Below are 12,068 nucleotides of genomic sequence, written 5' to 3' on the forward strand. Positions count from 1 at the left end.
CTACAGCCCCCTGCGGGGCTGTCGCTGACGCCCCTTAACTCTGACATGAGTGACAGTAACGAAAACGCCATGAGCGACGACCATTCACAAAGCAATGACAGCCCCAGTCCCAAGAAGGGGTTCTTTACTCTTATCCTTAACCAGCTGTTCCACGGCGAGCCCAAAAACCGTGGCGATCTGGTCGAGCTGATCCGTGATTCCGAACAAAACGACCTGATCGATCCCGATACCCGCGACATGCTGGAAGGCGTGATGGATATCGCCGAGCAGCGCGTGCGCGACATCATGATCCCCCGCTCCCAGATGGTGACGCTCAAGCGCAATCAGACGCTGGAAGAGTGCCTGGACGTGATTATCGACTCCGCCCACTCGCGCTTCCCGGTGATCAGCGAAGACAAAGATCACATCGAAGGCATCCTGATGGCCAAGGATCTGCTGCCGTTCATGCGCGCAGACTCCGAGCCGTTCAGCATCGACAAGGTGCTGCGCACCGCGGTGGTGGTGCCGGAAAGCAAGCGCGTCGACCGGATGCTGAAAGAGTTCCGCTCCCAGCGCTATCACATGGCGATTGTCATTGACGAATTCGGCGGCGTATCCGGCCTGGTCACCATCGAAGACATTCTGGAACTGATCGTCGGCGAGATCGAAGACGAATACGACGACGAAGACGATCTGGATATCCGCCAGCTCAGCCGCCACATGTACACCGTGCGCGCGCTGGCCCCGATCGAAGACTTCAACGAAGCCTTCGGCACCCATTTCAGCGACGACGAGGTCGATACCATCGGCGGTCTGGTGATGCAGGCCTTCGGTCACCTGCCGGCGCGCGGGGAAACCATTGAAATCGAAGGTTACCTATTTAAAGTTGCCATGGCTGACAGTCGACGTATTATCCAGGTTCATGTAAAAATTCCGGACGATTCTCCACCACCGAAACTGGAAGATTAAATCCAACATGGCTAAAGCCTCATTACTTGAACGCCAGCGGGTTCGCGCCCTGCTGGCGCTGTTGTCAGGTGCCGGCGGGACGCTGGCGTTCTCGCCCTACGACTTCTGGCCCGCGGCCATCGTCTCCCTGTTCGGCCTGCTGGCCGTTACCCTCAATCGCACCACCAAACAGTCTGCCCTACTCGGCTTTGTCTGGGGCTTCGGGCTGTTCGGCAGCGGCATCAACTGGGTGTATGTCAGCATCGCCGATTTCGGCGGCATGCCTTTCGCCGTCAACGTCTTCCTGGTGGTGCTGCTCGCCGCTTACCTGTCGCTGTATACCGGGCTGTTCGCCGGGCTGCTGACGCGCCTGTGGCCGACCACCCGCTGGTGGCGGCTGGCCATCGCCGCGCCGGCGCTGTGGCAGGTGACCGAATTCCTGCGCGGCTGGGTGCTGACCGGCTTCCCGTGGCTGCAGTTCGGCTACAGCCAGATCAACGGCCCGCTGAAGGGCATCGCGCCGCTGCTGGGCGTCGACGCCATCACCTTTGTGCTGATGGCCATCGCCGGCCTGCTGGTGTACGCCGTCAATCAGCGCCGCCTGTCGGCTGCGGTCATCGCCGCCGCGCTGCTGCTGTTGCCGTGGCCGCTGCGCCAGCTGCAGTGGTTTACTCCGCAGCCGGAGAAAGCGGTGAACGTCGCCATGGTGCAAGGCAACATCGCGCAGTCGATGAAATGGGATCCGAAAGCGCTGGTCAGCACGCTGCAAACCTATCTGGACGAAACCCGTCCGTACGTGGGCAAGGCGCCGATCGTCATCTGGCCGGAGTCCGCCATCCCGGATTATGAAGCCAACCAGAACGGCTTCCTGACCATGATGGACGACCTGATGCGGGCGAAGAACAGCAGCCTGATCACCGGCATCGTCGACGTACGCGCCACGCCACAGGGCCAGCGAATCTACAACAGCGCCATCGTGCTCGGCGAACCGACGCCGTACAGCTACCCGGCCAAGGATCGCTACAACAAGCACCACCTGGTGCCGTTCGGCGAGTTCGTGCCGCTGGAAACGCTGCTGCGGCCGCTGGCGCCGTTCTTCGATCTGCCGATGTCCTCCTTCAGCCGCGGCGACTACGTGCAGCCGCAGCTCAGCGTGCGCGGGTACAACCTGACGGCGGCCATCTGCTACGAAATCGTGCTGGGCCAGCAGGTGCGCGATAACTTCCGCCCGGACACCAATTTCCTGCTGACCATCTCCAACGATGCCTGGTTCGGCCACTCCATCGGCCCGTGGCAGCACTTCCAGATGGCGCGCATGCGGGCGCTGGAGCTCGGCCGGCCGCTGCTGCGCAGCACCAACAACGGCGTTACCGCCGCGGTGGATGCGAACGGCGAGGTGATCGCCGAGCTCCCGCAGTTTACCCGTCAGGTGCTCGAAGTGAAGGTCACGCCGACCACCGGCGTCACGCCTTACGCGCGCTTCGGCGCCACGCCGCTGTGGGTGATAACCCTGCTGCTGGGCGGCTGGGCGCTGATGTTGGGCCTGCGCCGCAAATAGTCCTTCTCGCCGGGGCGCGCCCGCCGCGCCCCGCGTTCTCGTCACTGTCCCCTCCTTGGTCAGAAAACGCCGTTAAATCAACGCGGCTGGCACACTCCTTGCTTTAACTCTGGTGACATCGCGCGCCGATTTACTTTTGCTGACGTTTTGTCGCACCTGTGCACATTTTGGGTGCATTGAGCGCACCACGCGGGGGCGTCAGGGTTTCGTTGCATTGATTTGGTGCGCGCGGCGTCTCAAAAAATGAAACATTTTAGTTTCAAGATATTCACAATCGGTTATTTTTTAACGGCTATCCGTTCTAAGACTATCTTTATAACTTGAACAATAAATAGCCGATTTAACCTGACGCTCTTTAGTCAGAGCCACCACAACAGCAAAGGAGTTGGACCATGCAAATGCGTAAATTGGCGTTATCGTTACTGCTGCTCGGTATGGCAGGTAGCGTGGCGCATGCGGAAGACCTGTCCGGTACGCTGAAGAAAATCAAAGACAACGGCGTGATCGTTGTCGGCCACCGCGAATCGTCAGTGCCCTTTTCCTACTACGACAACCAACAAAAAGTTGTGGGCTACTCTCAGGACTACTCCAACCAAATCGTTGAAGCCGTTAAGAAAAAACTGAATGCACCGAATCTGCAGGTGAAAATGCTGCCGATTACCTCGCAGAACCGCATCCCGCTGCTGCAAAACGGCACCTATGACTTCGAGTGCGGCTCCACTACCAATAACCTCGAGCGCCAAAAACAGGCCGCCTTCTCCGACACCATTTTCGTGGTCGGCACCCGTCTGCTGGTGAAAAAAGGCTCCGACATCAAAGACTTTAAAGACCTGGCCGGCAAACCGGTGGTGGTCACCTCCGGCACCACCTCCGAAGTGCTGCTGAACAAGCTGAACGACAGCGACAAAATGAACATGCGCATCATCAGCGCCAAAGACCACGGTGACTCCTTCCGCACCCTGGAAAGCGGCCGCGCAGTGGCCTTCATGATGGACGACGCCCTGCTGGCGGGCGAGCGCGCCAAGGCCAAGAAGCCGGATCAGTGGGAAATCATCGGCACGCCGCAGTCGAAAGAGGCCTACGGCTGCATGCTGCGCAAAGACGATCCTGAGTTCAAAAAGCTGGTCGATGACACCATCGCCCAGGCGCAAACCTCCGGTGAAGCGGCCAAGTGGTTTGACAAATGGTTCAAGCAGCCTATTCCACCGAAAAACCTCAACATGAACTTCGAACTGTCGGACGACATGAAGCAGCTGTTCAAAGAGCCTAACGACAAAGCGTTGAACTAAATAGAACAAGAGCCGGGGCGGCCACAGGCCAAACCGGCCCAGTTGATGACTGGGACAGACAGGAATGAGGGGGGCCGTTCCCCTCCCTCATTTTCCCCAACGCGCGCCACCGACATCCGTACACAACAAGCCAGCCAGACTGGCCGCGCGGCGATCGGCGCTCATCAAGTCATCAATCTTCGGCGCCCTGTGCCCGTTTACCGGAGTTTGTTATGTCAATAGATTGGAACTGGGGTATCTTCCTGCAGCAGGCCCCGTTTGGGAACACCACTTACCTCGGCTGGATCTGGTCCGGCTTTCAGGTCACCGTGGCCCTCTCCGTCTGTGCATGGATTATCGCTTTCTTCGTCGGTTCGCTGTTCGGTATCTTGCGTACCGTGCCCAACCGCTTTCTTTCCACCCTCGGCACCTGTTACGTCGAACTGTTCCGCAACGTGCCGCTGATCGTGCAATTCTTTACCTGGTATCTGGTGATCCCCGAGCTGCTGCCGGCCAATATCGGCACCTGGTTCAAAAGCGAGCTGGATCCCAACGTGCAGTTCTTCGTCTCCTCCATGCTCTGCCTGGGGCTGTTTACCGCCGCCCGCGTTTGTGAGCAGGTGCGCGCCGCCATCCAGTCCCTGCCGCGCGGCCAGAAAGCCGCCGGGCTGGCGATGGGCCTGACGCTGCCGCAAACCTACCGCTACGTGCTGCTGCCGAACGCCTACCGGGTGATCGTGCCGCCGATGACCTCGGAAATGCTCAACCTGGTCAAAAACTCCGCCATCGCCTCCACCATCGGGCTGGTGGACATGGCCGCGCAGGCCGGCAAGCTGTTGGATTACTCCGCACACGCCTATGAATCCTTTACCGCCATCACGCTGGCTTATATCGGCATCAACGCCGTTATCATGCTGTTTATGCGTCTGGTCGAAAAGAAAGTGCAGTTGCCTGGCAACCTGGGGAGTAAATAATGTACGAATTTGACTGGGCGTCGATCGTCCCAAGCTTCCCTTATTTGCTGCAGGGCATGGTGATCACGCTGAAGATCACCGTGACCGCCATCGTGGTCGGCATTCTGTGGGGTACCGTGCTGGCGGTGATGCGCTTGTCGCCGTTCAAACCGATCAGCTGGTTCGCCACCCTGTATGTCAACCTGTTCCGCTCGGTGCCGCTGGTGATGGTGCTGCTGTGGTTCTATCTGGTGGTTCCAAGCTTATTACAACAGGTTCTAGGGTTATCGCCGAAAACCGATATTCGCCTGATCTCGGCTATGGTAGCCTTTTCCCTGTTTGAAGCGGCCTATTACTCGGAAATCATCCGCGCCGGCATTATCAGCATCTCGCGCGGCCAATCTTCCGCCGCGCTGGCGCTGGGCATGACCCATTGGCAATCCATGCGGCTGGTGATCCTGCCGCAGGCATTCCGCGCCATGGTGCCGCTGCTGCTGACCCAGGGCATCGTACTGTTCCAGGATACCTCGCTGGTTTACGTACTGAGCCTGGCCGACTTCTTCCGCACCGCGTCGACCATCGGCGAACGCGACGGCACCCAGGTTGAAATGATCCTGTTCGCCGGCTTTGTCTATTTTGTTATCAGCCTCGCCGCCTCGGCGCTGGTAAGCTATTTGAAGAAAAGGACTGTTTGATGATATCCCTGAAAAATGTTTCTAAGTGGTACGGTCACTTTCAGGTGTTGACCGATTGCACCACCGAAGTGAAAAAAGGCGAAGTGGTCGTCGTCTGCGGTCCTTCAGGTTCCGGCAAGTCCACCCTGATCAAAACCGTCAACGGCCTCGAACCGATCCAGCAGGGCGACATCCTGGTGAACGGCACGCCGGTCAACGACAAGAAAACCAACCTGGCGCAGCTGCGTGCCAAGGTCGGCATGGTGTTCCAACACTTCGAGCTGTTCCCGCACCTGTCTATCATCGACAACCTGACGCTGGCGCAGGTGAAAGTGCTCAAGCGCGATAAGATCGCCTCGCGCGAGAAGGGCCTGAAGCTGTTGGAGCGCGTCGGCCTCTCCGCCCATGCCAACAAGTTCCCCGGTCAGCTGTCCGGTGGCCAGCAGCAGCGCGTCGCCATCGCCCGCGCGCTGTGCATGGATCCTATCGCCATGCTGTTCGATGAACCGACTTCGGCGCTCGATCCGGAAATGATCAACGAAGTGCTGGACGTCATGGTCGAACTGGCGAACGAAGGTATGACCATGATGGTGGTGACCCACGAAATGGGCTTCGCCCGTAAGGTGGTGAATCGGGTGATCTTTATGGACGAAGGCAAAATCGTCGAAGACCGCAACAAAGACGATTTCTTCAACAACCCCGAGTCCGAGCGCGCCAAGGACTTCCTGGCCAAGATCCTGCACTGATCGCGCAGTCCCCTAAACCCAAGCGCCCCAAGGGGCGCTTGTTTTTCGGCGCCCATGCGCCTGAATGCCTCTCATTGCCGCCTCCACAAAGTTAGGATTTATCTTAAACTCCCCGTCGCGATGACCGTAAACAACGCGCGACCCTGCAGGCTGTCCTACCTTTGATGATTAACTCACCCACCAGAGAAGCTGGCATGATTCAACTGGTACAAGCGGAGTACAACATCAAATCCGGTTATCCGATTGTTCGACGCACGTTGGAAGACAAGAAGAAACTGATTGAAAAACCGGGTTTCGGGCCTGAGTCCTGTTGCGCCACCATCGAATACCAGCTGCGCGGCAGCACTCGCTATGCCTTTGGCAATAGCCAGATGAAAATGGAGATGCCGCCGGATATCTACACCCATAACTGGGTCAAGCTACATGCCGAAATGGCCGCGCTGGTTGCGGCGATAAGGCGCATCGAACGCTTTGACGCCGATAAGGAGCAGGTGCCGATCACCAACGTGTATATCGAGCTGCGCCCCTGCGAGGCCAACTGCATGCAGGCACTGCAAAATATCTTGCCCGACGGCACTACCGTCTATTACTCCTTCTTGCACCCAACCGAGGTGGAAGAATGGAAACGCAGCGCTCATGAACTCTGCGGTGTCTGAACGCCTTATCCCGTCGCGCAAACGCCCGGCACTAAAAGCGCTTGTTTCTCCCCGGTTTTGATCCGATGCTCGCTGGATAACAAACAGAGGAGAAAGAACATGCCCCGCCCTATTATCATCGATTGCGATCCCGGCCTCGACGACGCCATCGCGCTGGCTATGGCGCTGCGTTCGCCGGAGCTGGACGTCAAAGCCATCACCACCTCCGCCGGCAACCAGACGCCGGAGAAAACCCTGCATAACGCGCTGGGTCTGTTGACCCTGATGCAGCGCGAGGACATACCGGTCGCCGCCGGCGCCGGCGGCCCGCTAATGCGCGAACTGGTGATCGCCGACTATGTCCACGGCAAAACCGGCATGGGCAACACCCACCTGCCGACGCCGACAATCAAACCCGATCCCCGCGGCGCCGTTGAGCTGATCGCTGACCTGCTGCGCGCCAGCCCGCAGCCGATAACTCTGGTGGTGACCGGTCCAATGACCAACATCGCCCTGCTGTTGGCCCAGCATGCCGAGCTGAAAAGCCGCATCGAGCGCATCGTATTCATGGGCGGCGGCATGAACGCCGGTAATACCACGCCGGTCGCGGAGTTCAACATCTTCGTCGATCCCGAAGCCGCCGAAATGGTGCTGAAATCCGGCGTGCCGCTGACCATGGCCGGGTTGAACGTCACCCATCAGGCGCTGGTGTTACCGCAGGATATCGAGCGCATTCGCCAGATAGACAATCCGGTCGCGCAGGCGGTCGCGGAGATGCTCGATTTTTACCTGCCGCTGTACCTCAGCCATCCGCGCGGCCTGCCCGGCGCGGCGATGCACGATCCCTGCACCATCGCCTGGCTGCTGGCGCCGCAGCTGTTTACCGGCGTAGAGCGCTGGGTGGGGGTGGAAACCAAAGGGGAATACACCGTCGGCATGACGGTGGTGGACTATTTCCAGCAAACCGGCAACGCGGCCAACGTGGAAGTGCTGACCGGCATCAACCGCGAAGGCTTTATCGATCTGCTGGCCGAGCGCGTAGCGCGTTATTGATCCCATCGGGGCGCGCTCGCGCCCTCATTCAACTTTTTTGATTTAACTAAGCGAATTTTTGCGCTATCACTGTTCTTGGCTTGCCTCTACCATGCGTTTACACCGATGACATCGTTACCGATTAGACTTCGCCTGGAGATAAGCCAATGAGCCGCGTACTGGTCCTGAAATCAAGCATTCTGGGTGAATATTCCCAGTCTGGAAAATTAGTCGATTTTTTTGTTGAACAATGGCGTGAAAATCACCCTGAAGACACGTTCACCGTGCGCGATTTGGCCAACCCGACCCTGCCGGAGCTGGATGGCGAAGTGATGGCCGGTTTTACCGCCGGCGACAAGCCGCTGACGCCGCACCAGCAAAGTACCCTGGCGCTGTCCGATGAGCTGATTGCCGAACTGAAGTCGCACGACACGCTGATCATCAGCGCCCCAATGTACAACTTCAACATCCCGACGCAGCTGAAGATCTACTTCGATCTGATCGCCCGCGCCGGCCAGACGTTCCGCTATACCTCCGCCGGCGCCGAAGGGCTGGTGACGGGCAAGAAAGCGATCGTCATCTCCAGCCGCGGCGGCATCCATGCCGACACGCCGACGGACCTGATCACGCCGTACGTGAAGCTGTTCCTGGGTTTTATCGGCATCACCGACGTTGAGTTCGTGCTGGCGGAAGGCTTCGCCTACGGCCCGGAAGCGGCAGAGAAAGCCGCCCAGGACAGCCGCATCGCGGTCGCGCAGAAAATCCCGGCCGGCATCGCCGTAGCGGCCAACGCACCGGCGCAGGCGCAAGCCGCCCCGGCAGCCGTCAGCGGCGGTTTCCTGAGCAACCTGCTGAAGAAACTGCTCCGTTAAATGCCGGCCTTAGCGTTCCCCGCCGCAGCGGGGAACGTCATCAAGGTTCAAACGGCCGGCGCTGGAACTGGTCGTGACCGCATTTCGGGCAGAGCGGCAACACCTCCGGCGTATAGAACGCCAGGTGGTAGTGGCACTGCTCACACACCAGATTGCCCAGCCCCACCACTTCACCGCTGTGGTAAACGCCGTGGTGGCTGACATCCTTGAACACTTCGCGCCACTCCAGCTGGGTTTTGTCGGTGATATCCGCCAGCTCTTGCCACAGGCTCTCTTTGATCACCCGCATAAACACGCTGTCGGTAAACTCATCCCGGCTTTCCTGATAGCTGCGGGCGAACTCTTCCAGATCGCGCCGCACCGCCTGCGTCACCTGCCGCACCTCGTCGCGGGTCAGATCTTCGGCCTCGTTCAACCGCCGCTCCGCGCTGGCCACCAGTTCGTCGATATCGCGTTCACCGTTTTTCAGGCGTTCGGTCAGCGATGCCACCAATTCGCGGTAATACTGAGCAACCTTGTTCATAGACTCTCCTCGATAAACGCTGCGCCGGACTTGGCTATAGGGAACCCCCTAAGCTACTTGTTCTTATTTTAGCCGTAAATGACTGATGTCACTTGGCAAGACGCGGGATCCGCAGGTTGTGAGCCGCGTCATGGCGGCGTTTTTTTTAAATGCGCCGAGTCAGGTGCTTGGAGTTGTTGCCGGGAGGTCTTATCAGCTATGCTATGCGGATCTACGAATACTAAATGTTCATTGCGTTGCCTCTGACCGGGGCAACGGTTTACACCTACAGGACCACCGGCCGCCATGCAAGAGCAATACCGTCCAGAAGACATAGAATCGAACGTACAGCTTCACTGGCAAGAGAAGCAGACTTTCAAAGTTACCGAAGACGACAGCAAGGAAAAGTACTATTGCCTATCCATGCTGCCTTACCCGTCCGGCCGACTGCACATGGGCCACGTTCGTAACTACACTATCGGCGACGTGATCTCGCGCTATCAGCGCATGCTGGGCAAAAACGTACTGCAGCCGATCGGCTGGGATGCGTTCGGCCTGCCGGCGGAAGGCGCGGCGGTGAAAAACAACACCGCACCGGCCCCGTGGACCTACGACAACATCGAATACATGAAGAACCAGCTGAAACTGCTGGGCTTCGGCTACGACTGGGATCGCGAAATCGCCACCTGCCAGCCGGAATACTACCGCTGGGAACAGTGGTTCTTCACCAAGCTGTATGAAAAAGGCCTGGTCTACAAGAAGACCTCGGCGGTGAACTGGTGCCCGCACGATCTGACCGTACTGGCCAACGAACAGGTTATCGACGGCTGCTGCTGGCGCTGCGACACCAAGGTCGAGCGTAAAGAGATCCCGCAGTGGTTCATCAAAATCACCGCCTACGCCGATCAGCTGCTGAACGATCTGGACACGCTTGAAAGCTGGCCAGAGCAGGTGAAAACCATGCAGCGCAACTGGATTGGCCGCTCCGAAGGCGTGGAAATCACCTTCGACGTGGCGGACAGCGAAGAGAAGCTGACGGTTTACACTACCCGTCCCGACACCTTCATGGGCGCCACCTACGTGGCGGTCGCCGCGGGCCACCCGCTGGCGCAACAGGGCGCGCGCAACAACCCGGCGCTGACCGACTTCATCGACGAATGCCGCAACACCAAAGTTGCCGAAGCCGAAATGGCGACGATGGAGAAGAAAGGCATGCCGACCGGCCTGTTCGTTGTCCACCCGCTGAGCGGCGAGAAGCTGCCGGTGTGGGTCGCCAACTTCGTGCTGATGGAATACGGCACCGGCGCCGTGATGGCGGTACCGGCGCACGACCAACGCGACTGGGAATTCGCCACCAAATACGATTTGCCGATCAAGCCGGTGATCCTGAACCTCGACGGCAGCCGGCCTGACGTGAGCGCCGAAGCGATGACCGACAAAGGCGCGCTGTTCAACTCCGGCGAATTCGACGGCCTGGACAATGAAGCGGGCTTCAACGCCATCGCCGACAAACTGGTCGCCAAGGGCGTGGGCCAGCGCAAGGTCAACTACCGTCTGCGCGATTGGGGCGTCTCCCGTCAGCGTTACTGGGGCGCGCCAATCCCGATGGTGACGCTGGAAGACGGCACCGTGATGCCGACGCCGGAAGATCAGCTGCCGGTGATCCTGCCGGAAGACGTGGTCATGGACGGCATCACCAGCCCGATCAAGGCCGATCCTGAGTGGGCGAAGACCACCGTCGACGGCCAGCCGGCGCTGCGTGAAACCGACACCTTCGACACCTTTATGGAGTCTTCCTGGTACTACGCGCGCTACACCTGCCCGCAGTATGACCAGGGTATGCTGGATCCGGCCGCTGCCAACTACTGGCTGCCGGTCGATCAATATATCGGCGGTATCGAACACGCCATCATGCACCTGATGTACTTCCGCTTCTTCCACAAGCTGATGCGCGATGCAGGCCTGGTGGATTCCGACGAGCCGGCCAAGCGCCTGCTGTGTCAGGGCATGGTGCTGGCCGACGCCTTCTACTACACCGGCAACAGCGGCGAGCGCGTCTGGGTATCTCCGGTTGACGCCACCGTCGAGCGCGACGATAAGGGCCGCATCATCAAGGCCACCGATCCGCAAGGCCGTGAACTGGTCTATGCTGGCATGAGCAAAATGTCGAAGTCGAAGAACAACGGCATCGACCCGCAGGAGATGGTGGAAAAATACGGCGCGGACACCGTGCGTCTGTTCATGATGTTCGCTTCACCGGCAGAAATGACGCTGGAGTGGCAGGAATCCGGCGTGGAAGGGGCTAACCGCTTCCTGAAACGCGTGTGGAAACTGGCCTACGATCACGTGGAAAAAGGCGCGGTACAGCCGCTCGACGTAGCGGCGCTGAACGAAGATCAGAAAGCGCTGCGCCGCGATCTGCACAAAACCATCGCCAAGGTAACCGACGATATCGGCCGCCGTCAGACCTTCAACACCGCGATCGCCGCCGTGATGGAGCTGATGAACAAGCTGGCCCGCGCGCCGCAGGAGAGCGAGCAGGATCGCGCGCTGCTGCAGGAAGCGCTGCTGGCCGTGGTTCGCATGCTGTACCCGTTCACCCCGCACGTGTGCTTCACCCTGTGGCAGGCGCTGGGCGGCGAAGGCGACGTGGACACCGCGCCATGGCCGGTTGCCGACGAGCAGGCGATGGTCGAAGACTCCAAGCTGGTGGTGGTGCAGGTGAACGGCAAGGTTCGCGCTAAAATCACCGTATCTGCCGATGCGACCGAAGAGCAGGTGCGTGCGCGCGCTGCCGAAGAGCATCTGGTGGCTAAATATCTGGACGGCGTCACGATTCGCAAAGTGATCTACGTTCCGGGCAAACTGCTTAACCTGGTTGTGGGTTAACACAAGGAGGAG

The 12,068-nt window shown here is 59.2% G+C and carries 11 protein-coding genes; 10 read left to right on the forward strand and 1 reads right to left on the reverse strand.

Translation table 11 applies throughout. The annotated features are described in order from the left end of the window. The first annotated feature begins 69 nt into the window (after window positions 1-69). From corC to GF111_RS06685, 9 genes are all read left to right on the forward strand, one after another. On the forward strand, window positions 70-948 hold the full coding sequence (gene corC, locus GF111_RS06645) for a CNNM family magnesium/cobalt transport protein CorC (RefSeq protein WP_004939973.1): 879 nt from the start codon (window positions 70-72) through the stop codon (window positions 946-948). Window positions 949-955: 7 nt separating this feature from the next. Beyond that, window positions 956-2,485 carry an apolipoprotein N-acyltransferase gene (lnt, locus tag GF111_RS06650; protein ID WP_147190417.1) on the forward strand — a complete coding sequence of 510 codons (1,530 nt, stop codon included), beginning with the start codon at window positions 956-958 and terminating at the stop codon, window positions 2,483-2,485. A gap of 392 nt (window positions 2,486-2,877) precedes the next feature. Beyond that, complete coding sequence (locus GF111_RS06655) at window positions 2,878-3,774, forward strand: amino acid ABC transporter substrate-binding protein (RefSeq protein WP_038877465.1); 897 nt, start codon at window positions 2,878-2,880, stop codon at window positions 3,772-3,774. 212 nt (window positions 3,775-3,986) lie between these two features. Then, complete coding sequence (locus tag GF111_RS06660; protein WP_038877462.1) at window positions 3,987-4,727, forward strand: amino acid ABC transporter permease; 741 nt, start codon at window positions 3,987-3,989, stop codon at window positions 4,725-4,727. Then, window positions 4,727-5,401 (forward strand): glutamate/aspartate ABC transporter permease GltK, encoded by a 675-nt coding sequence (gene gltK / locus GF111_RS06665; protein WP_004939982.1) that lies wholly within the window; start codon window positions 4,727-4,729, stop codon window positions 5,399-5,401. Before GF111_RS06660 ends, gltK begins: the two co-directional genes overlap by 1 nt. Further along, window positions 5,401-6,126, forward strand: coding sequence for an amino acid ABC transporter ATP-binding protein (locus GF111_RS06670; protein ID WP_162420110.1), 726 nt, complete (start codon window positions 5,401-5,403; stop codon window positions 6,124-6,126). Before gltK ends, GF111_RS06670 begins: the two co-directional genes overlap by 1 nt. 194 nt (window positions 6,127-6,320) lie before the next feature. Continuing rightward, window positions 6,321-6,782, forward strand: coding sequence for a hypothetical protein (locus GF111_RS06675; protein ID WP_038877460.1), 462 nt, complete (start codon window positions 6,321-6,323; stop codon window positions 6,780-6,782). A gap of 99 nt (window positions 6,783-6,881) precedes the next feature. Then, the gene (gene rihA / locus GF111_RS06680) at window positions 6,882-7,814 is read left to right on the forward strand and encodes a pyrimidine-specific ribonucleoside hydrolase RihA (protein ID WP_038877458.1); all 933 of its coding nucleotides are present in this window, start codon (window positions 6,882-6,884) and stop codon (window positions 7,812-7,814) included. Window positions 7,815-7,960: 146 nt separating this feature from the next. Further along, on the forward strand, window positions 7,961-8,665 hold the full coding sequence (locus GF111_RS06685; RefSeq protein WP_047728532.1) for an FMN-dependent NADH-azoreductase: 705 nt from the start codon (window positions 7,961-7,963) through the stop codon (window positions 8,663-8,665). A gap of 40 nt (window positions 8,666-8,705) precedes the next feature. Here GF111_RS06685 and GF111_RS06690 read toward each other — a convergent pair whose 3' ends face one another. Further along, window positions 8,706-9,188, reverse strand: a complete 483-nt coding sequence (locus GF111_RS06690) for a zinc ribbon-containing protein (protein ID WP_025301844.1) — start codon at window positions 9,186-9,188, stop codon at window positions 8,706-8,708. A gap of 285 nt (window positions 9,189-9,473) precedes the next feature. Between GF111_RS06690 and leuS the strand changes: the two genes are divergently transcribed. Next, complete coding sequence (leuS, locus tag GF111_RS06695) at window positions 9,474-12,056, forward strand: leucine--tRNA ligase (protein ID WP_038877455.1); 2,583 nt, start codon at window positions 9,474-9,476, stop codon at window positions 12,054-12,056. Window positions 12,057-12,068: the final 12 nt, after the last annotated feature.

Origin of the sequence: Serratia sp. HRI (assembly GCF_010119335.3) — a bacterium.
Lineage (GTDB): Bacteria > Pseudomonadota > Gammaproteobacteria > Enterobacterales > Enterobacteriaceae > Serratia > Serratia nevei.

Excerpts from the sequence above, each read along its gene's own strand:
- rihA (WP_038877458.1), top strand. The coding sequence starts at position 6,882 with ATGCCCCGCCCTATTATCATCGATTGCGATCCCGGCCTCGACGACGCC.
- GF111_RS06690 (WP_025301844.1), bottom strand. The coding sequence starts at position 9,188 with ATGAACAAGGTTGCTCAGTATTACCGCGAATTGGTGGCATCGCTGACC.
- GF111_RS06670 (WP_162420110.1), top strand. The coding sequence starts at position 5,401 with ATGATATCCCTGAAAAATGTTTCTAAGTGGTACGGTCACTTTCAGGTG.
- leuS (WP_038877455.1), top strand. The coding sequence starts at position 9,474 with ATGCAAGAGCAATACCGTCCAGAAGACATAGAATCGAACGTACAGCTT.
- GF111_RS06675 (WP_038877460.1), top strand. The coding sequence starts at position 6,321 with ATGATTCAACTGGTACAAGCGGAGTACAACATCAAATCCGGTTATCCG.
- corC (WP_004939973.1), top strand. The coding sequence starts at position 70 with ATGAGCGACGACCATTCACAAAGCAATGACAGCCCCAGTCCCAAGAAG.
- lnt (WP_147190417.1), top strand. The coding sequence starts at position 956 with ATGGCTAAAGCCTCATTACTTGAACGCCAGCGGGTTCGCGCCCTGCTG.
- GF111_RS06660 (WP_038877462.1), top strand. The coding sequence starts at position 3,987 with ATGTCAATAGATTGGAACTGGGGTATCTTCCTGCAGCAGGCCCCGTTT.
- gltK (WP_004939982.1), top strand. The coding sequence starts at position 4,727 with ATGTACGAATTTGACTGGGCGTCGATCGTCCCAAGCTTCCCTTATTTG.
- GF111_RS06655 (WP_038877465.1), top strand. The coding sequence starts at position 2,878 with ATGCAAATGCGTAAATTGGCGTTATCGTTACTGCTGCTCGGTATGGCA.
- GF111_RS06685 (WP_047728532.1), top strand. The coding sequence starts at position 7,961 with ATGAGCCGCGTACTGGTCCTGAAATCAAGCATTCTGGGTGAATATTCC.